This window comes from Ruegeria sp. CF8, from assembly GCF_056537285.1.
Window position 1 is genome coordinate 73,293 of the sequence record NZ_JBQFRG010000001.1, and the last position, 21,914, is coordinate 95,206.

Annotated in this window: 22 protein-coding genes and 1 tRNA gene; 11 read left to right on the top strand and 12 right to left on the bottom strand. The window is 57.7% G+C overall.

Annotation, left to right across the window (positions count from 1 at the left end):
* Positions 1 to 74 precede the first annotated feature (74 nt).
* The 4 genes from ACR0EV_RS00355 to ACR0EV_RS00370 are packed head-to-tail and all read right to left on the bottom strand — an operon-like array spanning position 75 to position 3,980.
* Positions 75 to 839 (bottom strand): SDR family NAD(P)-dependent oxidoreductase, encoded by a 765-nt coding sequence (locus ACR0EV_RS00355; protein ID WP_480798286.1) that lies wholly within the window; start codon positions 837 to 839, stop codon positions 75 to 77.
* On the bottom strand, positions 836 to 1,768 hold the full coding sequence (locus ACR0EV_RS00360; protein ID WP_480798287.1) for an SDR family oxidoreductase: 933 nt from the start codon (positions 1,766 to 1,768) through the stop codon (positions 836 to 838). The genes ACR0EV_RS00355 and ACR0EV_RS00360 overlap by 4 nt, the downstream gene beginning before the upstream one ends.
* Positions 1,765 to 2,667: a bile acid:sodium symporter family protein gene (locus ACR0EV_RS00365; protein WP_480798288.1), complete on the bottom strand. Its 903-nt coding sequence runs from the start codon at positions 2,665 to 2,667 to the stop codon at positions 1,765 to 1,767. Before ACR0EV_RS00365 ends, ACR0EV_RS00360 begins: the two co-directional genes overlap by 4 nt.
* Positions 2,664 to 3,980 carry a flavin-containing monooxygenase gene (locus tag ACR0EV_RS00370; RefSeq protein WP_480798289.1) on the bottom strand — a complete coding sequence of 439 codons (1,317 nt, stop codon included), beginning with the start codon at positions 3,978 to 3,980 and terminating at the stop codon, positions 2,664 to 2,666. Before ACR0EV_RS00370 ends, ACR0EV_RS00365 begins: the two co-directional genes overlap by 4 nt.
* A 65-nt stretch (positions 3,981 to 4,045) precedes the next feature.
* Between ACR0EV_RS00370 and ACR0EV_RS00375 the strand changes: the two genes are divergently transcribed.
* Positions 4,046 to 4,708: a TetR/AcrR family transcriptional regulator gene (locus tag ACR0EV_RS00375; protein ID WP_480798290.1), complete on the top strand. Its 663-nt coding sequence runs from the start codon at positions 4,046 to 4,048 to the stop codon at positions 4,706 to 4,708.
* 7 nt (positions 4,709 to 4,715) lie between these two features.
* On the opposite strand, the gene ACR0EV_RS00380 is transcribed toward ACR0EV_RS00375, so the two are convergent.
* From ACR0EV_RS00380 to ACR0EV_RS00390, 3 genes are read right to left on the bottom strand one after another with little or no spacing between them, the layout of a single operon-like run.
* Positions 4,716 to 4,874, bottom strand: a complete 159-nt coding sequence (locus ACR0EV_RS00380) for a hypothetical protein (protein WP_480798291.1) — start codon at positions 4,872 to 4,874, stop codon at positions 4,716 to 4,718.
* Positions 4,875 to 4,923: 49 nt separating this feature from the next.
* Complete coding sequence (locus ACR0EV_RS00385; RefSeq protein ID WP_480798292.1) at positions 4,924 to 5,544, bottom strand: pyridoxamine 5'-phosphate oxidase family protein; 621 nt, start codon at positions 5,542 to 5,544, stop codon at positions 4,924 to 4,926.
* Between the two features lie 11 nt (positions 5,545 to 5,555).
* Positions 5,556 to 6,020, bottom strand: coding sequence for a nuclear transport factor 2 family protein (locus tag ACR0EV_RS00390; protein ID WP_480798293.1), 465 nt, complete (start codon positions 6,018 to 6,020; stop codon positions 5,556 to 5,558).
* Positions 6,021 to 6,325: 305 nt separating this feature from the next.
* Between ACR0EV_RS00390 and ACR0EV_RS00395 the strand changes: the two genes are divergently transcribed.
* The 3 genes from ACR0EV_RS00395 (at position 6,326) to ACR0EV_RS00405 (ending at position 9,624) form a co-directional block, all read left to right on the top strand.
* Positions 6,326 to 6,889: a TetR/AcrR family transcriptional regulator gene (locus ACR0EV_RS00395; RefSeq protein ID WP_480798294.1), complete on the top strand. Its 564-nt coding sequence runs from the start codon at positions 6,326 to 6,328 to the stop codon at positions 6,887 to 6,889.
* A gap of 140 nt (positions 6,890 to 7,029) precedes the next feature.
* Positions 7,030 to 8,187: an acyl-CoA dehydrogenase family protein gene (locus tag ACR0EV_RS00400; RefSeq protein ID WP_480798295.1), complete on the top strand. Its 1,158-nt coding sequence runs from the start codon at positions 7,030 to 7,032 to the stop codon at positions 8,185 to 8,187.
* A gap of 165 nt (positions 8,188 to 8,352) precedes the next feature.
* Positions 8,353 to 9,624, top strand: coding sequence for an NAD(P)/FAD-dependent oxidoreductase (locus tag ACR0EV_RS00405; RefSeq protein ID WP_480798296.1), 1,272 nt, complete (start codon positions 8,353 to 8,355; stop codon positions 9,622 to 9,624).
* Positions 9,625 to 9,626: 2 nt separating this feature from the next.
* Here ACR0EV_RS00405 and ACR0EV_RS00410 read toward each other — a convergent pair whose 3' ends face one another.
* Complete coding sequence (locus tag ACR0EV_RS00410) at positions 9,627 to 10,328, bottom strand: SDR family oxidoreductase (RefSeq protein ID WP_480798297.1); 702 nt, start codon at positions 10,326 to 10,328, stop codon at positions 9,627 to 9,629.
* Between the two features lie 103 nt (positions 10,329 to 10,431).
* On the opposite strand from ACR0EV_RS00410, the gene ACR0EV_RS00415 reads away from it, so the two are divergent.
* Positions 10,432 to 11,283, top strand: a complete 852-nt coding sequence (locus ACR0EV_RS00415) for a LysR substrate-binding domain-containing protein (RefSeq protein WP_480798298.1) — start codon at positions 10,432 to 10,434, stop codon at positions 11,281 to 11,283.
* On the opposite strand, the gene ACR0EV_RS00420 is transcribed toward ACR0EV_RS00415, so the two are convergent.
* Complete coding sequence (locus ACR0EV_RS00420) at positions 11,274 to 12,176, bottom strand: LysR family transcriptional regulator (RefSeq protein WP_480798299.1); 903 nt, start codon at positions 12,174 to 12,176, stop codon at positions 11,274 to 11,276. The genes ACR0EV_RS00415 and ACR0EV_RS00420 overlap by 10 nt on opposite strands.
* A gap of 75 nt (positions 12,177 to 12,251) precedes the next feature.
* Between ACR0EV_RS00420 and ACR0EV_RS00425 the strand changes: the two genes are divergently transcribed.
* The 5 genes from ACR0EV_RS00425 to ACR0EV_RS00445 all read left to right on the top strand — a co-directional run bounded on the left by ACR0EV_RS00425 (position 12,252) and on the right by ACR0EV_RS00445 (position 19,425).
* Positions 12,252 to 15,464, top strand: a complete 3,213-nt coding sequence (locus ACR0EV_RS00425; protein ID WP_480798300.1) for a reductive dehalogenase — start codon at positions 12,252 to 12,254, stop codon at positions 15,462 to 15,464.
* A gap of 125 nt (positions 15,465 to 15,589) precedes the next feature.
* Positions 15,590 to 16,456 carry an FAD binding domain-containing protein gene (locus ACR0EV_RS00430; RefSeq protein ID WP_480798301.1) on the top strand — a complete coding sequence of 289 codons (867 nt, stop codon included), beginning with the start codon at positions 15,590 to 15,592 and terminating at the stop codon, positions 16,454 to 16,456.
* The gene (locus ACR0EV_RS00435; protein WP_480798302.1) at positions 16,453 to 16,932 is read left to right on the top strand and encodes a (2Fe-2S)-binding protein; all 480 of its coding nucleotides are present in this window, start codon (positions 16,453 to 16,455) and stop codon (positions 16,930 to 16,932) included. Before ACR0EV_RS00430 ends, ACR0EV_RS00435 begins: the two co-directional genes overlap by 4 nt.
* Positions 16,932 to 19,187: a xanthine dehydrogenase family protein molybdopterin-binding subunit gene (locus ACR0EV_RS00440; protein ID WP_480798303.1), complete on the top strand. Its 2,256-nt coding sequence runs from the start codon at positions 16,932 to 16,934 to the stop codon at positions 19,185 to 19,187. The genes ACR0EV_RS00435 and ACR0EV_RS00440 overlap by 1 nt, the downstream gene beginning before the upstream one ends.
* The gene (locus ACR0EV_RS00445) at positions 19,180 to 19,425 is read left to right on the top strand and encodes a MoaD/ThiS family protein (RefSeq protein WP_171105585.1); all 246 of its coding nucleotides are present in this window, start codon (positions 19,180 to 19,182) and stop codon (positions 19,423 to 19,425) included. The genes ACR0EV_RS00440 and ACR0EV_RS00445 overlap by 8 nt, the downstream gene beginning before the upstream one ends.
* On the opposite strand, the gene ACR0EV_RS00450 is transcribed toward ACR0EV_RS00445, so the two are convergent.
* Complete coding sequence (locus ACR0EV_RS00450) at positions 19,422 to 20,126, bottom strand: lysophospholipid acyltransferase family protein (RefSeq protein WP_480798304.1); 705 nt, start codon at positions 20,124 to 20,126, stop codon at positions 19,422 to 19,424. The two genes, ACR0EV_RS00445 and ACR0EV_RS00450, sit on opposite strands and share 4 nt — an antisense overlap.
* Before the next feature lie 142 nt (positions 20,127 to 20,268).
* Here ACR0EV_RS00450 and ACR0EV_RS00455 point away from each other — a divergent pair.
* Positions 20,269 to 20,344 (top strand) — tRNA-Trp (locus tag ACR0EV_RS00455).
* Between the two features lie 128 nt (positions 20,345 to 20,472).
* Here the strand turns inward: ACR0EV_RS00455 and ACR0EV_RS00460 are convergent.
* Together ACR0EV_RS00460 and ACR0EV_RS00465 are read right to left on the bottom strand one after the other, a co-directional pair.
* A complete protein-coding gene (locus ACR0EV_RS00460; protein ID WP_480798305.1) occupies positions 20,473 to 20,796 on the bottom strand; it encodes a hypothetical protein in 324 nt (107 codons plus the stop codon).
* Positions 20,797 to 20,854: 58 nt separating this feature from the next.
* Positions 20,855 to 21,781, bottom strand: coding sequence for an alpha/beta fold hydrolase (locus tag ACR0EV_RS00465; protein WP_480798306.1), 927 nt, complete (start codon positions 21,779 to 21,781; stop codon positions 20,855 to 20,857).
* Positions 21,782 to 21,914 lie beyond the last annotated feature (133 nt).

Genomic DNA, 21,914 nt, shown 5'->3' on the forward strand with positions numbered 1-21,914 from the left:
CTCGTTCCGCAGATTGCCTTGCCCTCCAAATGAGGGTTCCAGTCACGGGAAGGTCAAGGGGTCATGGCAAAATTCTATGTCTCTGGCCCGCGTATATTACGCTCCATCAGGCGTTGATACAGACGCGGTGAGAGGCTGTTCAGCCACCAGGACAAACGCGCCACGCGTCCAACCGGAATCATCGGCTGCGATTTGTCCAACCCTCGCAGGATTGCTTTGGCGGCGGCCTCGGGGCTCATCTCGTCCATACCATCCTTTGCCGATCCGGGTCTTGCAGTTCCATCGGCCTGCTCTTGAGCGTTGCCCGGGTTGGTGGCCACGAAGGACGGCGCCGCGATCTGAACCTGAACGCCATGAGGTGCTTCTTCGGAGCGGAGCGATTTGAAAAAACCCTCAAGCGCGTGTTTCGAGGCCGCATAGGCGGTTCGGTGATAGAGCGGCGCAAACCCTGCCACGGACGAGATCGCCAAATGCGTTCCTTTCGAGGCCCGGACCGGTTGCAGAAACCCGCGGGCCATTTCAACGGCTGCAAAATAGTTGATGTCGAACACCATTCGGTGGCTGGCAGCGTCGGACTGATCGAACCCCCGAATTTGCGTGACCCCGGCGTTGTAGATGACCAGATCAATACTTTCGCTGGATTCGATCACCCTTAGAGTTGCGTCAATTAGCTGCTCGGGGACTGTCAGATCGCAGGCGATTGGCAACTGGTTTGGCTTGGTGTCCAAGCCCGAGACATCACGGTCCAGTAACACGATCCGCCAACCGCGAGCTTGCAGGGCTTGGCTCAAGGCCCGCCCCAAACCGCCTGCCCCGCCTGATATGACAGCTGTCTTCATAGCCCTGCCTGCTTTCGCCAGAACGCGAACACCTCGGCGCTGGTTTTTTTAGGCGTATAGCCGAATTCTGATTTTAGCGCGGAATTGTCCAGAACCGGCCTATATTGCAGGAACCGCACCTGTTCCGGACCGTAGCGAGACAAGCCAAGCGGGCGTGCCACGGTCAGGGCCGCTTTCAGCGCCCAAGCGGGAAGACGCAGAACCGATTTCCCCATGGCGCGGGCCAGATCTGTTACACCCATCTCGCCGTCTCCGGCGACGTTGTAAATGCCGGGTGGCCCGTCGGTCGCTGCGCGCTGTAGGATACGGGCCAGATCGTGCGTCCAGATAAACACAAAAGGGCTTTCGCTGCCGGTAACAGCCAGCATGCGCGGTTTGTGAAACAGGGCGGTGATCTGGTTTTCAGTGCCAGCCCCCAACACCGTTCCCACGCGCAGAACCACTTGTTCAAGATCAGGGGCGACACTTCGGGCTTCCGCCAACAATTCTTCGACCTGTCGTTTGTGATAGGAATAGGGGAATTCGGGGTTGCCTCGCAGCGGGTCACGCTCGCGCAACGGCACTGGATTATCAGCGTGATAGCCATAAGCAGCCCCCGATGATGTGACCACCAGTCTGCGCACCCCATTGGCAACCGCCGCATTCACCACTTTGCGCGTTCCTTCGACGTCAACAGCATATGCTGCGGCGCGTCCCATCTTGGGCGGGGGCGTCACGATTGAGGCCAGATGCACGATGACATCCGGCTTCACCTTGGCAATCACGCGGGCAGGGGCATCGCTTGTTACATCCATGGGCAGATAGGCGACGTGTTCCGGCAAAGCCTCCGGGCGCTTTAGGTCGGTGGCAAAAACCTCATGCCCCCCAAGTTCCGGCAATAGTGCTTGCCCGACCATACCGGCGGCGCCTGTGATCAGAATACGGGTCATCGCGCGGCCTCGGTTCGGGCCATGAATGACGCAAGCGCAATGCCCGAAATCGCGTGCCAGATGCCCCAGAACGCGGCGACAACTGCCATGCCGCCCAGCCCGTGGAAAAAGGCGAAGATCAAGACCAGTCCAAGCCCTGAATTCTGAATGCCGGTCTCTATGGTGATTGCGCGACGATCAAAGGGGGACAGCCGGGTCAGAGTGGCCACGACCCAACCGCCCCCCAGCGCCAGAGCGTTGTGAAGGATCACAAGCCCGGCAACAGCCCCGGCAAAACTGAGGAAGAACCCCCAATTGGCGGCCAGGGCAAGAAGGATGAAGGCTGCGAAGATACCCATCGACAAGTATTGCAGCGGTGTGCGCAAACGTGCGGTCAGGTCAGGTCGACGCTGATTCAACGCAATACCCAGAACAAGGGGCAGGATCAGCATCAAGCCGACGAGGATGGCGATTTGCACCGGGTCGATCTGGGTTTGCTGCAGGATCGCCCGTGTTGGTGGATACAGCCCGCCCCAAAGCGCGATGTTGAAAGGCGTCATGAAGATTGCGCCGATGGTTGCGAATGCGGTCATCGACACAGACAGCGCCGCATTGCCGCCCGCGCGATGCGTGATGAAGTTCGAGATGTTGCCTCCGGGGCAAGCCGCCACAAGGATCAGCCCTAACGCTATGGATGCACGCGGCTCTGTGACCCAGACCAGCGCAAAGGTCAGTGCGGGCAGGACCACAAACTGAGACACCAGCCCGACAACCACCGGTTTTGGCGCGCGTCTCAGGCGATCAAAATCCCGAGGCGTCAGATCGATCGCGATCGAGAACATCACAATGGCCAGAATGGCGTTCAGCAACGTCAGAGATGCCGGGCTGAAATTTAGAGTGACTTCGTCAATTCCACTCATGCAGTGGCTTTCCGCAGACGGTCGATCCAGCCGGTGACGGCCTTTCTATAGGTGGCCTTGTCGACGTAGTAAGCCATGCGGGGCAGGTCGATATAGTTCATACCTCCGGTGGCGCGCGTGTAGTCTTTTTGTTTTTCGGTTTTCAAATCGGCCGCCGCCGGGCAACCTTTCTGAAGACCCTTGATATAGCGCGCCACCATCTCGGCCTGCTCGTGCCTCCCCTGCCAGCCAAGACCCGTGGCCTCGACCATGCCCAACACAAACAGATCGTCCCGTTCGGGGTGGATGGTGTTCAGGTACAGATGCGGGGCATCGCCCTGCCAGTTTAGTAGGTCCTTGTCGACAAACGGATAGTGCAGCTTGTACCCGGTCGCAGCGAGGATCATGTCATACTCTTCGCTGGAACCGTCCTTGAAGTGAACGGTGTGACCCTCCAGCCGGTCGATATCCGGACGAATGCGCAGATCACCATGGCCCGCGTGATACAGGACCAGTGAATTCACCACCGGGTGGCTTTCGTACAGCTGATAATCGGGTTTGGGAAAGCCGTATTTCTGAGGATTTCCGACGAACCAGCTTAGGATCAGGCTGTCGACCTTTCGCTTTAGCCACATGGGCAGGCGGATCTTGCCACCCATCGTGTCAGCGGGTTTGCCAAAGACGTACTTCGGAACGAAGTAATACCCGCGCCGCATCGACAGGTCGCAACGTTTTGCATGGTGGATCGCATCCACCGCAATGTCGCAGCCAGAATTGCCCGCACCCACAACCAAAACGCGTTTGCCGTCGAACTGGCTGGGATACCTGTATTGCGAGGCATGGATCAATTCGCCGTCGAAGGTTCCGGGGAATTCTGGCATGTTCGGTTCCGACAGGGTGCCGTTTGCTATCATAACCCCTGCGAAGTCGGCCTGATGGTCGCCTTCGGCATCCTTCCAGAACACGCGCCAACCGTCTCCCGAGTTGCCCAGTGGCGTGATCTGGGTGACTTCGGCATTGAACCTATAGTTCTCACGCAACCCGAAATGATCTGCGAAAGCACGGAAATAGTCGCGCATCGCACGGTGAGAAGGGTATTCGGCCACAGCCTCATCCATCGGGAAATCTTCGAACTCGGTCATACGCTTGGACGAGATCAGATGCGCCGTTTCATACATGGTTGATCTGGGGGCATCGATGTCCCACAGGCCGCCCACATCGGAATGAAGCTCGAACCCTTGAAATGCGATGCCCTGTTCTTTCAACACCTTGGCTGCGGCCAATCCCATTGGTCCCGCCCCGATCAGGGCGAATGCGTTGCGCGTTTCTGTCATGAACCCTCCCGAAGTTCGTGAGGCTTAACTTGAACGAACGACCAAAATAAGGCAAGATGAAAATCATGACTCTAAAAAACATAGAAAAACCAAGGCAAAGAGCGCCCTCCAAGCGGTCGTTGGAGACGCGCGCGCGGATCATGGATGCTGCGGAATTGATCTTTGCTGAGCGGGGATTCGAAGGTGCCTCGATCCGCGATATTGCCGCTTTGGCAGGTGTGCAGATTGGCCTGGTGCACCATCACGGAGGCGGAAAAGAAGAGCTTTTCTATCGCACCGTTGCCAGACGCGCGGATGAGTTGGCGCAGTTACGGATCGACGCGCTGAACAAAGTGAGGGCCGAGGAACCGCTGACATTGCACACCATTCTGGACAGTTTTATCCGCCCCTATGTGGAGCTGGCTGAAACGGGTGGTCCGGGCTGGATGGCCTATGGTCGACTGGTTGCGCATGTGTCGGTCGATCCACGGTGGAGCGACATTGCGGCCGAGTGTTTCGATCCGACGGCCCAGCACTTTATAGACGAGATTGCTGCGCTTTACCCCGATGTAGATCCGGCAGTGCTGGCCAGTGGTCAGGTGTATTCGGTTTCGGCCATGCTGGCGCATCTTAACAGCGGCTGGCGCGTTAAGGCGCTGTCGCAGGGCGGTGAACAGCCTGACATAAAGCCCTTGGTCGAGTTTTGTGTTGCAGGTATTGCTGCGATGGTCAAAGCCAGTCGAGGCTGAACGCCTTTCACTCCTGCTTCAGGTGATCAAACAGCATGGTGCTGAATACGGAAGGAGACGAGCGCACAGCGCTGGGTGACGCGAAAAACCCAAGCATCACAATCAGCAAGATCAGGGCCGCTGCCGTAATACAGGCTGCCGAGAGTTGAACGACTGAACGAACCATTGCACAAATTCCTTTCCTGAATATCGAAATCCTGTGACAGTCCGGCGAGTTAGTCTGACTTGGCCAGCTGTTGCTTCAACCGTTCATTCTCTGCCTGCAACTGGGCCAGCTGCTGTCCAAGCGTGTTCAGATGGGGGCGTAACTCGGCTTCGGTGAAGCGAGGGGTGATGTGACGCGGGCAGTTCCAGTCCAGTGCCTCGACACGTATGATTGCTGCCCGTTCCGCCGGGGCCTCGGCCCCTTCGGGATACAAACTGGCTGCGGCTGCTTCGCCTTCAGTAAATTCGACACGCCCCAGAATCTTCAGGCGGCGCTGGTTGGCGTAATCCATCAGGATCATTGCGATCCGATCATTCCCATCCAGGTTGCCGCGCGAGATATACTGCTTGTTGCCAGAAAAATCCGCATAGCCGATGGTCTGCGGCCCCAGCACTTTCATAAACCCTACAGGTCCACCGCGATATTGCACGTAGGGCCAGCCGGTTTCGGACACAGTGGATTGATAAAACCCATCCCGTGCCTGAATGAACTCTTTCTCGGGCTCGCCGATCAAGTGGCCTTGCTGTGGCCCACTTTCGATGAACTTGGCATAGGTTTTTGCCGATCCCATCCGCTCTTGATGGGCGCGGACGGCTGGGGTGAAGGCGCGTTCGGAAAAGGCACGGGGCATGGTAAGTCCTTTCAAAGACCCAAGTCTGACAGTCCGGGATGATCTTCAGGGCGTTCGCCCTGCGGCCAATGAAACAGACGGTCATCTTCGGTGATCGGCAGATCGTTCAGCGAGGCGTGGCGGTGCGACATGCGCCCGTCTTCGGCAAACTCCCAGTTCTCGTTACCATAAGAGCGGAACCAATGGCCGCTGTCGTCTCGCCATTCATAAGCATAGCGTACTGCAATGCGATGTCCTGCAAAGGCCCAGAGTTCCTTGATCAGGCGATAGTCCAGCTCCTTGCGCCATTTGCGCGTCAGGAAGGCGTGGATGTCGGCATGGCCTGACAGAAACTCAGCCCGGTTTCGCCATTGACTGTCCTCAGTGTAGGCGGGCGTCACCCGGTCGGGGTCGCGACTGTTCCAGGCGTTTTCCGCCATCCGCACTTTCTGAGTTGCGGTTTCACACGTGAATGGGGGCAGAGGAGGGCGAGACATGGGGCAAGGGCTTTCAGGTGAGTGATGCGGCCAAAAGGGCCATGGTCAGAAGGAACGGAACGTACTGAGGGGGGAAAATGCTGGCGCGACGTTTCATCGGTCAAATCCTCTGGTGTACAGATCGGTTAGCTTTGGACTTCAAAGTGTACCGATCTGTTAACTTTTGCAAGAGTAAACTTCGAAAAATTTCAGATTGAGACTGTCTAGTCAAATAAAGTAATTTAAAATCAATAACTTGATTTGGTGTTATTGTACTTCGCGATTCGGGCTAATATGTACAGAACGGTACACTATGGAGCCGAATCATGCGCCCAAACAAACGGGACGAACTGGTGAGCAAGGCCCTGAAGGTCTTTTACCGCGATGGGTTTCACGCAACCGGCATGGACAAGCTGGTGGTGGAAACGGGTGTGTCCAAAACGTCGATGTACAAGCACTTCCGCACCAAGGAAGAGCTGATCCTTGCGGCCCTGCGTTTGCGGGACGAAAGCTTTCGCGATTGGTTTCTAAAGCGGATTGACGAGATGGCGGAAACCCCAGCCGAGCAAATCCTCGCCAGTTTCGATGCGCTGAAAGAATGGTTCGAAGAAGACGAGTTCCGGGGGTGCATGTTCATAAAGGCAGGTGCTGAATTCCAAGACCCGGATCACCCGATCCATGTACAGGCTGCCGAACACAAACAATTCCTACTGGACCATTTCACCTCGGTTGCCGAACAAGCCGGTGCTCAGGATCCGCATAAACTGGCCTGTCAGATCGTTGTCTTGCAGGAAGGGGCAATTGTCTCGGCCGTTTTGCTTCAACATTGCGATCCGGCGCAAGACGCCAAGGATGCAGCGGCAGACCTGCTGGCAACAGCATTGTCCTGAACCTGCTCAAGCAAAAACGGTTCTTTCAGTTTTGGGCAAGGGACGTTGCGTTGTTCTGCGGCGAGACGCGGCGTCACATGCATTGGCGTGAATCAGGCAGAACGCTAGGCTTATAGGAAAGACTGTCTGGAGAGCGTTCGATGCCACTTTTCACTTCCACCGCAGCGTGGGTCACCGACGAACACCGCATGTTTGCGGATATGGCGGGTCGGTTTATGGATGATGAACTGTCGCCCAACATTGAAACCTGGGTCGAAAACGGCGTGGTGGATCGCGACTTTTGGCGCAAGGCAGGTGAAACCGGGCTGATGGCGGGGGCGATCCCCGAAGAATATGGCGGTGTCGGTGGCGGTATGGGCTTCGACGCAATCACAGCCTACGAACAGGGCGCGCGCGGCGATGCCGGTTGGGGCTATGGCATTCAGTCGATTGTAACGCACTACCTCACGGCCTATGGCAGCGAGGATCAAAAACACAAATGGCTTCCCAAACTTGCTTCGGGCGAAATGGTCGGTGCTTTGGCAATGACGGAGCCCAGCACCGGTTCAGATGTGCAAGCAGTGCGGACTACGGCTGAGAAAGACGGAAATTCGTATCGGCTGAATGGATCCAAGATCTTTATCACAAATGGGCAGTCCGCTGATCTGATCATCGTGGCAGCCAAGACAGACAAATCCGAAGGCGCGCGTGGCGTGTCTTTGATCGTGGTTGAAACCGAAGGGGCGGAAGGCTTTCGCCGGGGGCGGAACCTTAAAAAACTGGGTATGAAGGGCAACGATACGGCCGAGTTGTTCTTTGAAGACGTCAAGGTGCCGATGACTAACCTGCTTGGGGCCGAAGAAGGGCAGGGCTTTTACCAGCTTATGAAACAACTGCCGTGGGAACGGCTGAACATCGCGATCATGGCGCTGGGCGCGATTGATTTCGCTATCGCTGAAACGGTGAAATACGTTCAGGAACGCAAGGCCTTTGGGCAACGGGTGATGGACTTTCAAAACACCCGGTTCAAGCTGGCGGAGTGCAAGACCAAAGCCGAGGTTCTGCGCAGCTTCATCAACGATTGTGTTGCCAAGCTGGAAGCCGGAGAGCTAGACGCGGCCACCGCTTCGATGGCGAAATACTGGGGTTCAGAGGTGCAGAACGAGATCATGCACGAATGTCTGCAACTGTTCGGCGGCTATGGGTTCATGATGGAATACCCGATTGCGCGTCTTTATGCGGATGCGCGGGTTCAGATGATCTACGGTGGCACCAATGAGGTGATGAAAGAGTTGATCGCACGCTCAATCGACGTCTGACGGTTTCTGGGCGGCGTCCCGCCCGTTTCCATCATTTCTCAAAAAAGACCTCTTTGGTGCGTATGCATCAAGAGGTCTCTTTCGTTGCAACTGCGCCTGAACGACTCCGCTTGCAAAGGTTTGTTTTCGATAAGATGATCCGCGCAAAAGACTCAGAGGCCAGACGTGAACGATCCCGAAAATGCTCTTTGGCGCAACACCTGCTCCGAAACGGTCTCCGCGTCTCCCTTGAACGCCGACACCGAAGTTGATCTGGCGGTCATTGGGGGCGGATATACTGGATGTTCAGCGGCATTGACGGCAGCACGCAGTGGTGCGTCGGTCTGTTTGCTTGAGGCATATGAGATTGGTTTCGGCGGTTCGGGTCGCAATGTCGGTTTGGCCAATGCCGGCCTTTGGCTTCCGCCTGAAGAAATCCGCTCTCATATCGGACAGGCGGCTGGTGACCGCCTGATAGATCTGCTGGCCCAAGCGCCGTCAGACGTGTTCGCGTTGATCGAGGAGCACGACATCGCGTGCGAACCTGTGCGCAACGGAACCTTGCATTGCGCGCATTCCGCAGCCGGACTGAAAGACCTGCAGACGCGCCACGCACAGCTGAGCGCGTCAGGTGCGCCGGTGGAGCTGCTGTCAGCGGATCAGGCGTGTGACCGGACCGGCAGCAATGCCTTCCATGGGGCGCTGTTCGACCCCCGCGCCGGGACCATACAGCCACTGGCTTATGTGGTGGGGTTGGCTCGTGCGGCTTCGAAGGCTGGGGCCCAAATCCACGAGCAGAGCCCGGTACAGACCATGCGCCATGAAAACGGCCAATGGGTCCTGATCACACCGAAAGGGGTGGTGCGGGCCAAGTCCCTCATTCAGGCTACCAACGCATATCACCTTGGTTTGCCGAATACCGCGCCCGCCTATGTGCCGGTTTATTATTTTCAATACGCGACCGTCCCGCTCTCGCATAATTTGCGCGCCAACATTCTGCCGCAAGAAGAAGGGTGTTGGGATACCGGTTTGATCATGACGTCGTTTCGATTGGATCAGGCGGGCCGCATGATTATTGGCGGTATGGGCGACCTGGGCAATGCAGGTCAGAGCGCGCACGCTGATTGGGCCCGGCGCAAACTGGCAGAGCTTTATCCGCAATTGGCCGACCAGCCGTTTGAACAGGGTTGGCACGGGCGGATCGCCATGACGTCCGACCATATCCCAAAAATCACGCAGATCGGCCCAAACGCTTTGGCCGCACACGGGTATTCTGGTCGCGGCATCGGACCCGGCACGGTGTTTGGTCGCATGATGGCCGAAAGCCTTCTTGCCGAGGACCCCTCACTTTTGCCTGTGCCCGCCGTGCCCGAGCATCGCGAAAGTTGGACACGTGTGCGCCGCGCTTTTTTCGAATCCGGCGCGGCGCTGACACATTTGGTAAAGGCACGGTTTTGAGGTCAGACAGACCGGGTGATGCCACCATCCACCCGGATATTCTGTCCGGTGATGTAGCCGCCCCCTTCGGATGCCAACAGGGCCACAACCGAGGCGATCTCGTCATAGCTGTGCCCATAACGCCCCATTGGAATGCGACTGCGGAACTCCTCGTTTTCGGGAAGACTGTCGATGAAGCCCGGAAGAACGTTGTTCATGCGGATGTTCTCGGCGGCATATTTGTCCGAGAACAGCTTGGTGAATGCGGCCAACCCGGCCCGTAACACGCCCGAGGTCGGGAATACCGGATCAGGTTCGAATGCGGCAAAAGTTGAGATATTGATGATCGACCCACCACCCTGCGCCTGCATGATCGGCGTCACCAGCCGGGTCGAACGGACCGCGTTCAGGAAATAGACATCCATGCCGGTGTGCCAATCCTCATCCGTCAGCTCAAGGATCGGGGCGCGGGGGCCGTGACCAGCGGAATTGACCAGTACGTCAATACGCCCCCACAGGGCCATCGCGGCATCGACAAGCTTTTGCAAATCTTCCGTGGACTGGTTCGAGCCGGTCACGCCGACGCCACCCAGCTCATGCGCTAAGGCTTCACCTTTGCCCGAAGCGGACAGAATACCCACCATGTATCCGTCTGCAGCCAGTCTGCGTGCGGAATCTGCACCCATGCCACTGCCGCCGGCTGTTATAAGAGCTACTTTTTCCATCTGACGTCTCCGTTTTCAATTGATCCCAAGATGGCGATCAAGGTCCGGTTTGACCAATCAGTTATACTGGCTTTATACTGTAGAAAAACTATAGTCTTATACCATGGCAGCCCTTCCACCTCTGAACGCCCTGCGAGCTTTCGAAGCCTCCGCGCGTCATCTGAACTTTCGTCTCGCCGCTGAAGAGCTGGGCGTGACACAAGGCGCTGTCGCGCAGCAGGTACGCGGGCTGGAGGCGCGGTTGGACGAGGTTCTGTTCGACCGGCTGCCGCGTGGTTTACGGCTGACCGAAGCCGGGCGACGGTTCCATGCGCCTTTACGCAGGGCCTTCAGGCTGATTGAAGAGGCTGTAGAAGATCTGTCTCCGGAGCGTCGGATAATATTGTCTGTCACGCCCAGCTTTGCCTCAAAATGGCTGGTGCCGCGGCTATCGGATTTCATCGACTCGTATCCGGATATCTCGGTTCAGGTGGACGCGCGCGAACGTCTGGCGGATTTCAAATCGGATGGCGTGGATCTGGCGGTCAGGCAGGGCAGGGCTCCTTTCGGGTCTGATCTGGATGCCGTGCCGTTGTTCTCGACAGAATTCATCCCGGTGTGCAGTCCTGCCGTTGCCGGGCAAGTGACCAAACCGTCTGACCTGCTGGGGCAAGTGCTGCTGAACGACACTCATGGACTGTGGCCCTTGTTTCTTGAAAGGGTGGGTGTAAGCGGCAAAACTCGGATGATGAGTTTCAGTCAAACTAGTCTTGCGATTGATGCCGCGCTGTCAGGCCAGGGGGTCGCTTTGGCAAATGCAGCGCTTGTAACGCCCGAACTCGCTTCGGGTCGTCTCGTTCGACCACTTGAGAATGTCCTGATCGAAGATCTCGGGTTCTATATTGTCGCGCCGCGCAAGCCGCGTCAGCCACAATTGGTCGAGATCATGCGCAACTGGTTGTTGTCTCAGGTCTGAAGGGTCGCCGCGATGGCCTCGATTCGTGCGCGCAACCAGCGGTGCGCTGGATCATTTGCCGATCTCTGATGCCAAACCATGTAGATCGAGACAGGTGGGCAATCGAAGGGCAGAGGCGCGCAGTCCAGCGTTTCCAGCGGTCCTTGTTTCATCAGCGCAGTGTCGGTCGAAATCAGGTTGCTGCCCTGAACAAAGGCGGGAATCGCGTTGAAATGTGGCAGGGTCACAACCGCAGGTCTGATCTGGCTTTGATCGACGCCGCGCATTACGACACGCGCGTTGCGTCCATCCGCAAAACGCACCTCGACATGATCTCGATCGCAATAGGCTTGCCAACTGTCTGGCGGTGTACGTTGTGTCGCGTCGTAGAAGATCATAAGCGGGCTTTCGAGTATGCATTTTTGAAAGATATCCGGCCCGTCCGGCGGTAGCGGGGTCAGCATCAAATGACACCGGTCACTTCGCAGCAGATCAGGATCGGGAACGCCCGAGGGGATGAATTCAAGTTGCAGACGCACGTCTTCGGCGCGGGTTTCACGAAGGAGCTGCGGAAAGAGCAACTCGCGTGGCATATCATTTGCGGCGATACGAATGTTGATCTGTTCAGACAGCGGATCGAACGGCCGACCTTCGGTCAGCGCGCGCATCCCATCCAGCACCTTTTGCGTGGGCTCCTTCAGAGCCAAGGCGCGCTCGGTCGGGGTCAGGCCTTGACCTGAACGAATAAAAAGCGGGTCGCCCAACACTTTCCGAAGCTTGGACAGGGTATGGCTGATCGCCGATTGCGATACTCCAAGTCGGTCCGCAGCTTTCGAGACCGAATTTTCCTCGAGTATCGTCAGAAATGTGCGAAGAACCTTGCCGTCAAGGTCACTGAAATCGATTTTGCTCATACCATTTATGATTAAGTATGAATGGTTTTGCTGTCCATGGTGAGTTACGAGACTGGCAGCAACAGGAGATATGCGATGGGGATCCGTTTTTTCTCGGATAAGAATCGACCCGTTCACATGGGTCGTTACCCGCTGGAGCGGTTGGCCCGTATGGACGACACGCCGAACCTGTCGCTCTTGCCTTCGATGGTCGACCTGAGCTTTCACCGACTGAATCAACCAGACAGTATCGTCAACGCGATGGGCGAGTTTCAGGCGATGATGGACGCCATCCGCGACGGGCTGGTGAACCCGGTTGCGTCAGAGATACCGTCAGACCCGCAGGAACGCGCCAACCATCTGAAAGCGTTTGGGTATTTCAACGATGCGTCAATGATGGGTTGCGGGCCCCTGCCATCTGATACGTTGCTGAACGAACCGCGCCGTAACCCGGATATCGACCGGCTTGCCCATGCGTTGCGCACGCGCCAGACCAAGACGTTGGCCTCGGGGATCGACGTCATCATGGCCGATCTTAAAGACAGTATGGAGGCTGCGCCCAAGCCGATCGACAGCCACCGGCACAGCATCGTGTTTCTGTACGAACACAACCGCGACCCGGACCCGTCCGAACCGGGTGCCGATTGGATCATCGACGCGCAGGATCATCGCGCCTGTCTGCTGGCCACCGAAAATGCCGTGGTCATCGCCAACTATATCCGTCTGCTGGGTTTTGACGCGCGGGCGCACAGCGTGATGTCGTCAGACGTTGATTTGGGCAAACTGGCCGTGGCCGCCGGGCTGGTCACGGTCGAAGACGGTGAACTGATTGCGCCGTGGCTGGGCACGCGATTTGGTCTGGCTGCCGTCACGACTGAGATGCCGATTGCCCATGACCGACCGCTCCGACCCATGGCGCAACAGCCCTGGTTTCACACACAAGGCCCGTCATGGTGGTTGGGAACGGGTTTTGCCAAGAACGCCCTTAACCGTGATCCTTATGCCAAGCGGCGCTATGTAAATGGGGCGCATCCGTTCGAGAAACTCAAACGAGTCGAGACACCGACCACGTATATCGACGAAGAAAACGTCGCCCGTGTACCCAAACGTGCCGACATGTTTGCCCGTGCTCAGTTCGGCGATATGGGCAAGTCGCTGCAGGATTCTGCGAAAGGTGGCTACTATGTCCGCAAGGCCGCGCCCAGCTTCGCGCAACGCCGCGCCTTGGGTGCGTTTGTATTGTTGCAGGATGGCGAAAACGCTGAGGCTGCAATGCCAACGGATGCCGCTCGGAATGCGGCGAATATAAAGGCGGCGACCTATTTCCTCGGGGTCGATGCGGTGGGCCTTAGTCGTTGTCCGGAATGGGCGTGGTACTCCCACGATGCGACGGGCGAAGAAATCGTCCCGCCCCATGATCAGGCGATCAGCATGATCATCGATCAGGGCTATGAAACGATGGAAGGCGCCAGCGGTGACGACTGGATCAGCGTTGCCCAATCCATGCGCGCCTATCTACGCTTTTCGCTGCTTGGGGGCGTGATTGCGCAGCAAATCCGCAACCTCGGCTATAAGGCCAAAGCGCATACGGTGATGGATGGCGAGGTGCTTCAACCTCCGTTGCTGTTGCTATCCGGTCTGGGTGAGGTCAGTCGGATCGGGGAAGTGATCCTGAACCCTTATCTCGGCCCGCGACTGAAGTCAGGGGCAGTGACCACCGATATGCCGATGGAACACGACAAGCCGATTGATTTCGGTCTGCAAAGCTTTTGCGAGTCTTGCAACAAATGCGCGCGGGAATGTCCGTCGGGCGCGATCACGGCTGGGCCGAAGCTGATGTTCAACGGCTATGAAATCTGGAAATCCGACAGTCAGAAATGTGCGACCTATCGGGTAACAACACCGGGAGGGGCGATGTGCGGGCGGTGCATGAAGACCTGCCCTTGGAACCTTGAAGGCATCTTCAAGGAACGGCCGTTCCGCTGGGCCGCGATGAACATCCCCTCTGCCGCGCCCGCACTGGCCAAGCTGGACGATGCGGTCGGCAATGGCGGTCTGAACGAAATCAAGAAATGGTGGTGGGATATCGAGCTGCAGCCAGACGGGTCCTATCGCCCCACAACGCACCCATTGAACCGGCGTGACCTACAAACGGATCTGGACCTGAAATACGAAGATCAGACGCTGGCTGTCTATCCCGCCTATCTGGCCCCGCACCCGTGGCCCTATCCCTTTGCCATGGATCGTGAGGCCGGAATTGCGGCCTATGAGGCCATGGTGACAGCCGATGAATACAAGTCCCGCAAGGCCAGCGGGGATATGTCGGTTATCCACCGCTATCAGATCGCCGGTGACGCACCGGTGATGCGGGTTGCCGTAACCAAGGTCGATAAGATGACTGCCGACGTAACGAAGTATGAATTCTCAACGCTGGACGGTGCGCCCCTGCCGGGATGGGCGGCGGGCGCACATCTGGACGTGTTGGTCGCGCCGGAATTCTTGCGGCAATATTCCATGTCCGGCGACCCGTCGGACAGGTCGATCTATCAGATCGGTGTGCTACGCGAAGATGAAGGGCGCGGGGGTTCGGCGCTTTTGCATCGCATCTTCAACGAGGGGCGCAAAGTTTTCATCTCGAAACCGATCAACCATTTCGAACTGGATGAAACGGCAACCAAGACCTTCCTGATGGGCGGTGGTATTGGTATCACTCCGATGATTGCTTTTGCTCATCGCCTGCACGCTCTGGGCCGAGTGTTCGAACTACACTACTCTGCCAGCACAAGGGACGGGGCAGGGTATCTGGAGGATCTGGCCGCGATGCCCTGGGCAGATCGCGTGCACTATCATTTCTCAGATGAAGGTACCCGCGCCGATCTGGATGCGATCCTGTCAGGATACCAAGACGGATGGCATGTTTACACCTGCGGGCCAGATCGCTACATGGAGGGAGTCATGCTGGCGGGTGAGCAGCAAGGCTTCCCCGACGAAGCCCGACATCTGGAGTACTTTTCGGTTCCTGAAACGCCCGAATACGAAAACCATCCGTTTGTAATCAAGCTTGCGCGTTCAGGTAAATCGCTGCCTGTGCCTGCAGACAAAGATGCTGCGCAAGTGCTGAACGAGGCCGGTTTTCACGTGGACGTGAAATGTTCCGACGGTATCTGCGGGGTGTGCAAATGCGGCGTACTTTCGGGTGATGTAGAGCATCGGGATTTCGTTTTGTCCAAGAAACAGCGTGAAGGCGCGATGATCCTTTGCCAAAGCCGCGCAGCGGAACCGGATGGGGTGATTGAAATCGATCTCTGATCCCTGCTGAAAAGCGACATTTGGAATTTGAATTTTGGTCGCTCGGCCCATGGACGCCGGACGAGGGGTGAATTAACGTCGCCCCGAACCCAGATATTCCTGACCAACAGGTACGAGGTAGCTTCATGGATTATCACAGCCCCGCCAGCTTTGCCGAAGCTTCGGCTCTGGCCGCAAACGCGACGGGCATCACACGGTTTCTGGCGGGTGGCACCGATGTATTGGTGCAGTTGCGCTCGGAACTGGTGACGCCTGATACGCTGATCGACATCAAGAAAATCAACGGTGTACACGACATCACCCGCAATGCCGATGGCAGCTGGACGCTGGGTGTGGCCGCGACAGGTGCCGAGATGAGCGAGCATCCCGATCTGGGCAAGGACTGGCCCGGTGTGGTCGAAGCGATGGACTTGATCGGATCCACCCAGGTGCAGGGGCGCGCAACTTTGACCGGCAATTTGTGCAACGGGTCTCCGGCGGCTGATTCCGTGCCAGCGATGGTCGCAGCGGGTGTGACCGTCACGGTCACTGGCCCGGATGGCACCCGTGAGGTTGCAGTCGAGGATATCCCAACTGGCCCCGGCAAAACCTCACTGGCGAAGGGAGAGGTCATCTCGGCCGTACGGATTCCCGCCCGGGGCGACAGCGCAGGTGATGCCTATCTGCGGTTCATCCCGCGTACGGAAATGGACATCGCAGTGGTTGGCGTCGGCGTCAGCTTACGACTGGACGGGGACACCATAACCGAGGCTCGGGTGTCGCTGGGGGCGGTTGCCCCCACGGTTCTGCTGGTGGAAGATTGCGCGAAAGCCCTGATCGGCAGCACGCTGGACGATGCCGCGTTGGATGCGCTGGCTGCCGCCGCCTCTGCCGCCTGCAACCCGATCGACGACAAGCGCGGTACGATCGCATTCCGCACCGAGGTCGCTGGCGTTCTGGCCAAGCGCGCCGCGAAAATCGCCTATGCCCGCGCGAAAGGAGAAAACGCATGAGCAAGCTCCACGTATCCACCACCGTGAACGGGGACGCGGTTGAATACCTCTGTGACCCGCGCGAAACCTTGCTGGATTGTCTGCGTGACAAGCTGAACCTGACCGGCGCGAAAGAGGGTTGTGGCACCGGCGATTGCGGTGCGTGTTCCGTCACCGTCGATGGCCGTCTGGTCTGCTCCTGCCTGATGCTGGGCGTTGAGGCCGAAGGTAAGCAGATCGAAACCGTCGAAGGCATTGCAGACGGCGACGTTCTGCATCCGCTACAAAAGAAGATTATCGAATACGCTGCTTTGCAGTGCGGTATCTGCACTCCGGGTATTTTGGTGGCGGCAAAGTCGCTGCTGGAGAAAAACCCCAACCCGACCGAAGAGGAAACCCGGTATTGGCTGGCAGGCAACCTGTGCCGCTGCACCGGGTACGACAAGATCATTCGCGCTGTGATGGATACGGCGGCTGAGATGCGGGAGGCGTCGTAATGGCTCTGGACGATCGTAAATCAGACTTCACTTTTGTGGGCACCCGCCCCAACCGTCCTGACGGTCTGGACAAGGTGACAGGTCGCGCCAAGTTCGGCGCGGATATCTCAGCGCCTGGAATGTTGCACGGCGCTGTTCTGCGCTCGCCTCACGCCCATGCGCGGATCGTGAAGATCGACACGTCAAAGGCCGAGGCGCATAAGGATGTCAAAGCCGTTGTGACCCGTGCGGATTTTGCCGACGTGCCCTTCAAGCCGGGGCTGGAAGGCGAGTTCTGGAATGTTCTGGAAAACGTCATGGCTGGTAAGAAAGCGCTCTATGACGGTCACGCGGTGGCGGCTGTTGCGGCGACGTCTGCGCTTGCGGCCCGTGATGCGCTCAAGCTGATCGAGGTCGAATACGAGGTGCTGCCCCATGTCACCGACGTGGACAAAGCAATGGCTTCGGACGCACCCGTCATCCGCGAAGGCGCGGCAGACTATTCCGTACCCGAAGGGATGCACCCCAACGTGGTCCGCTATCACGAAAGCGGTCACGGCGATGTCGAGGCTGGCTTTGCCGAGGCTGATCTGGTCATCGAAGACAGCTTTGTGACCGAGGCCACGCATCAGGGCTACATCGAACCGCACGCCTGTCTGGGTATGCTTGGTAATGACGGCAAAGGCGAGCTGTGGTGCACAACGCAAGGCCACTGGATCGCGCAGAAAACCTGTGCTGCGCTACTGGGCATCGAAACCTCGCAACTGCGCGTCACCGCGTCTGAAATTGGCGGGGGGTTCGGCGGTAAAACCACTGTTTTCATTGAACCTGTTGCGCTGGCGCTGAGCCGCAAAGCCAATCGTCCGGTCAAAATCGTCATGACGCGCTCAGAAGTTTTCCGCGCCACTGGCCCGACGTCTTCTGCGTCGATGGATGTGAAGATCGGGATGAAGAAGGACGGTACAATTTCGGCAGCACAAGGTGTCTTCCGCTTGCAAGGTGGCGCCTTCCCGGGTGCCCCGGGCGATATGACCGCCATGTGCGCCTTTGCGCCCTACAATCTGACCAACGTTAAGCAAATTGGCTATGACGTGATGTCGAACCGGCCCAAGCAGGCAGCGTACCGGGCGCCGGGTGCGCCGATGGGGGCTTTTGCCGTTGAATCTGTGATTGATGAGCTGTGCAACAAGCTAGGCCTGGACCCCATTGATGTGCGCCTGAAAAACGCAGCCCATGAGGGCACCAAGGCCAGCTATGGCCCGACCTATGAACGCATAGGTTTGGTCGAAACGCTTGAGGCTGCCAAGTCACATCCGCATTACGAAGCACCGCTGAAACCGGGGCAGGGGCGCGGGATTTCCTGCGGGTTCTGGTTCAACCATGGTGGTGAGACCAGTGTGTCCTTGGCCTTGTCAGAAGATGGCTCGGCCCAGCTGATGGTCGGAACGCCCGACATCGGCGGGTCGCGCGCGTCGATGGCGCTGATGGCGGCCGAGGTTCTGGGCATCGCCTACGAGAACATCCGTGTCACTGTCGCCGACACCGCGACACTGGGTTACAACGACGTCAGCCACGGCTCGCGCGTAACCTATGCCTCGGGTCTAGCTACGATCAAAGCCGCAAAACATGCGGTCGAGAAACTATGCGAACGCGCGGCGTCCAAATGGGGAATCCCGGTGGATGCAGTGAAGTGGGAAGACGGCTGCGCGGTGCCCTCGGGCCCCAACGCGGGCGATTTCGATCCGATGCCGCTGGCCGACATTACTGCGGATATGGGGTCAACCGGCGGTCCGATCTCGGGCCACTTTGAAGCAACCCCAGAAGGTGCGGGCGTGTCCTTTGGGACCCATATCGTCGATGCCGAAGTCGACCCTGAAACCGGCAAGACCTCGATCACGCGTTACACGGTCATTCAGGACGCCGGCAAGGCGATCCACCCGACCTATGTTGAGGGTCAATTCCAGGGTGGAGCCGCGCAAGGTATCGGCTGGGCGCTCAACGAGGAATACATCTATGGCGAGGACGGTCGGTTGCAGAACTCGATCTTCCTCGACTATCGCATTCCCGTTGCCAGCGACCTGCCGATGATTGACACGGTGATTGTCGAAGTACCCAACCCCGGCCACCCATTTGGTGTGCGCGGCGTGGGTGAGACGGGCATCGTGCCGCCATTGGCTGCTATTGCCAACGCTGTGTCCAACGCGGCTGGCGTGCGGTTGAAGCAACTGCCCATGTCGCCGCCGCGCATTCTGGCTGCGCTCAAGGACAATGGTTGAGGTCCACCTTTGGTCCGGCCTCCGGTCATTGACCGGGGGCCAACAGGTGGTGGAGGTTGAGGCCAAAACCACTGGCGAACTTTTGCGGGCGTTGGTTCAGGCCCACCCGCAATTGCAGGCCCCCATCGATGCGGGGGTTTCTATCGCGATTGACGGGCGCGTCATTGCCACCGGGCTGACTGAGCCGATCCCCGAAGGCAGCGAGGTCTATCTGATGCAACGCCTTAGGGGCGGTTAGACATCAGGCGACCAAGGCTCACGCCCCACCATTCGGTCGGCTTCTGCCGTGATGTCATTCATGTGCTGCTCAAGGCTCAGGCGCAGGGCCTCAAATTCTTCTTCGCTGGCCTTGCGCGGCACCGTTTCGGTCCATTCGCGGCACAAAAACACCCCTTCATTGCGCCAGGGGCGTGGCATCAGCAGGCGGTCCCACGTACCGGCCTCGCGCGCGTGTTTCGCAGAAAAAGTGATACCAAACACACGTTTGCCCGAGGTGCGCGCCCAGACCAAAGGCACAGTCGACAGCACCCGTTCTGGCCCACGCGGCCCATCGGCAGCAATACCAATGGAAATGCCCTGTTTCATCTTCCCAAGCACTTCGCGTGACAAGGCGACGTGCCGCTTGTGGCTGGACATGGCGATAGTGTCCATGCCGAACTGTTCCTGCACCCGGCCCACCATGCTGCCGGCGCGGGCTGCGGACGTGATCGAACAAATCCTGCCCTTGTCCAGCGGAAAGAAATAAGGGGACTGCGCCAGCCGCTGGTGCCACAGCACAACGATGACCGGCTCGCCCTGTTCGGCCAATTGGTCCAGTTCTTCATACCCGATGCGCTGCCAGCGCGTGTTGCGGTTGACCCATCGAATATAGCTGGCGATCCGGCGTGCCACCCAGTTCAGCACAACTTCGCTGTCTGCGATCTTCTTGCGGAGGTTCACACGGGCTTCCTTTAACTGACCGGACCTTGTCTTAGCGCACTGCGCATTTTGCGCAACTTGTTTGTCGGATCAGATAGTGGTGTGGAATCTGAAAAAGCCTCTTGAGTCCGCCGCGCGGCTGGCATATCTGGGTGCTCACCACAGGGGTATAGCTCAGTTGGTAGAGCGACGGTCTCCAAAACCGTAGGTCGCGGGTTCGAACCCTGCTGCCCCTGCCATTTTAATCCCATGAGAGAACCTGACCGGGATGTGTATGCAACCCACACAAGTTCTGCGCGCACGACGTTGGTATAAACACCGTCGGCGATCTGGGGCGATTTTCAGGACTTTTCCGTAGAGTTTGAAGTCAATCCGATTTCTCGGGCTGAGACACGGCCCCCAGTTTCTGAGCCCAAATTTGCCGATAATCCTGAAACAAATCAGTTCTTTTCATATGAAGTGCCGCCAAGGCACACGCGGCCCACATTGCGATATCGTATTCCGCGTCGCTCTTCTTCAGTATGTGAGCGTGTAGTGCCGCAGCTTCTGGTGTTGAAGGTTTACGCATTAGCGTAAATGCTCCGCAGACAGTCAAAACCGTTTCACTAAAGGACATGGCAAGCGAATTGGCCACCTCCGCGTAGCGCATTATGCAGTGGTCATGTAAACGCGCAGCAAATATGTCGTTCATATCCGGTTAACTTTGCGACAGCGATTCAGCCCCAAAGAGAGGTTGGGCAACCGACGGATCAGACCACTAGTGCCTGATCTCCGATATTGGTCTTTTGCCGGGTCGGCATCGTTTTTGCCGGATGGCCGTCGATTGTCAGGGCGAGATCTTGGTAAAACCCGTTGCTGTCGAACCACCATCGATGAGATTTCATCAACTTGCGCTGACCTTTGGGAACCTCTCGCAGGTATTGGTGGTCGCAAAAAATATCCCAATGACCTTTCGAGGTCAGCTTGGGCATCCCCACGCGACCCGCCCGCTGCCGCCCGCCGTGTACAATTCCGCCGGCCAGGGCCAAAACCTGGTCTTTGCCGCTGTAATAGTTGGTGAACCGCTTGCTGCGCTTTTTCAGCACCAGATCACCCCAGGCGCCTTTTGCCAACCACTTTGCATCGACATCACCAGACGCGAACACGACCTGATCCGCCGACCAGACCTTGTTTCCCGGTCCGGCGGCATCCCCGAAATCCGAAAATGCGCGTAGGACGACCAAAGCCCCCATGGAATGCGCGATAAGATGTACTTTAGGGCGAGGAGACATTCCCAGTAGCGGCAGAATCCCGTCCCCGACCAGATGTGGGGCCACAGCCTTGGCATCGTTACGGTCTGAGTCGTAGGCGTGAACCGATCCGTCGCTGGGCCAGTCAAAGGCGACGACCGCCCCCTGATACCCGTCGGACCTGAGATTGCTTTCAATTTTCGCCAACCGATCCAGCATGCTTTTCTGGCTTGTATTGAACCCGTGGACATAGATCAGGACGTCAGAATCTCCGCCTTCTTGGCGGACAAGATCGAGCCATTTACCTTTCTTGATGATGCTGCCCTTACGAATTTTACCCCCCGGGCTTTGTTGGGTGATGTGTACGTATCTGGTCTTTGCGGCAGGCTTGAAGGTGAATTTCTTCTTTTTTGCGTTGTATGTGCGGCGGGAAAAAAACAGGGCCATGCTTCAAACTCCATTCCAAGTAATCTGTGAAATGTGCCACGAAGTGCCGTTTTTTACAAAGTACCCTACCTTTCCATAAGGAGGACGGTTGACGCTGACAGCAAATCGAAACACGCGTACCCCGCGATGCAGG

What these genes read in the sequence shown, in the direction of transcription:
- ACR0EV_RS00415 (WP_480798298.1), top strand. Translation starts at nt 10,432, where the DNA reads ATGGCAGCCCTTCCACCTCTGAACGCCCTGCGAGCTTTCGAAGCCTCC.
- ACR0EV_RS00445 (WP_171105585.1), top strand. Translation starts at nt 19,180, where the DNA reads ATGGTTGAGGTCCACCTTTGGTCCGGCCTCCGGTCATTGACCGGGGGC.
- ACR0EV_RS00370 (WP_480798289.1), bottom strand. Translation starts at nt 3,980, where the DNA reads ATGACAGAAACGCGCAACGCATTCGCCCTGATCGGGGCGGGACCAATG.
- ACR0EV_RS00395 (WP_480798294.1), top strand. Translation starts at nt 6,326, where the DNA reads ATGCGCCCAAACAAACGGGACGAACTGGTGAGCAAGGCCCTGAAGGTC.
- ACR0EV_RS00365 (WP_480798288.1), bottom strand. Translation starts at nt 2,667, where the DNA reads ATGAGTGGAATTGACGAAGTCACTCTAAATTTCAGCCCGGCATCTCTG.
- ACR0EV_RS00390 (WP_480798293.1), bottom strand. Translation starts at nt 6,020, where the DNA reads ATGTCTCGCCCTCCTCTGCCCCCATTCACGTGTGAAACCGCAACTCAG.
- ACR0EV_RS00420 (WP_480798299.1), bottom strand. Translation starts at nt 12,176, where the DNA reads ATGAGCAAAATCGATTTCAGTGACCTTGACGGCAAGGTTCTTCGCACA.
- ACR0EV_RS00355 (WP_480798286.1), bottom strand. Translation starts at nt 839, where the DNA reads ATGAAGACAGCTGTCATATCAGGCGGGGCAGGCGGTTTGGGGCGGGCC.
- ACR0EV_RS00375 (WP_480798290.1), top strand. Translation starts at nt 4,046, where the DNA reads ATGACTCTAAAAAACATAGAAAAACCAAGGCAAAGAGCGCCCTCCAAG.
- ACR0EV_RS00440 (WP_480798303.1), top strand. Translation starts at nt 16,932, where the DNA reads ATGGCTCTGGACGATCGTAAATCAGACTTCACTTTTGTGGGCACCCGC.
- ACR0EV_RS00360 (WP_480798287.1), bottom strand. Translation starts at nt 1,768, where the DNA reads ATGACCCGTATTCTGATCACAGGCGCCGCCGGTATGGTCGGGCAAGCA.
- ACR0EV_RS00385 (WP_480798292.1), bottom strand. Translation starts at nt 5,544, where the DNA reads ATGCCCCGTGCCTTTTCCGAACGCGCCTTCACCCCAGCCGTCCGCGCC.
- ACR0EV_RS00460 (WP_480798305.1), bottom strand. Translation starts at nt 20,796, where the DNA reads ATGAACGACATATTTGCTGCGCGTTTACATGACCACTGCATAATGCGC.
- ACR0EV_RS00380 (WP_480798291.1), bottom strand. Translation starts at nt 4,874, where the DNA reads ATGGTTCGTTCAGTCGTTCAACTCTCGGCAGCCTGTATTACGGCAGCG.
- ACR0EV_RS00400 (WP_480798295.1), top strand. Translation starts at nt 7,030, where the DNA reads ATGCCACTTTTCACTTCCACCGCAGCGTGGGTCACCGACGAACACCGC.
- ACR0EV_RS00465 (WP_480798306.1), bottom strand. Translation starts at nt 21,781, where the DNA reads ATGGCCCTGTTTTTTTCCCGCCGCACATACAACGCAAAAAAGAAGAAA.
- ACR0EV_RS00430 (WP_480798301.1), top strand. Translation starts at nt 15,590, where the DNA reads ATGGATTATCACAGCCCCGCCAGCTTTGCCGAAGCTTCGGCTCTGGCC.
- ACR0EV_RS00425 (WP_480798300.1), top strand. Translation starts at nt 12,252, where the DNA reads ATGGGGATCCGTTTTTTCTCGGATAAGAATCGACCCGTTCACATGGGT.
- ACR0EV_RS00410 (WP_480798297.1), bottom strand. Translation starts at nt 10,328, where the DNA reads ATGGAAAAAGTAGCTCTTATAACAGCCGGCGGCAGTGGCATGGGTGCA.
- ACR0EV_RS00435 (WP_480798302.1), top strand. Translation starts at nt 16,453, where the DNA reads ATGAGCAAGCTCCACGTATCCACCACCGTGAACGGGGACGCGGTTGAA.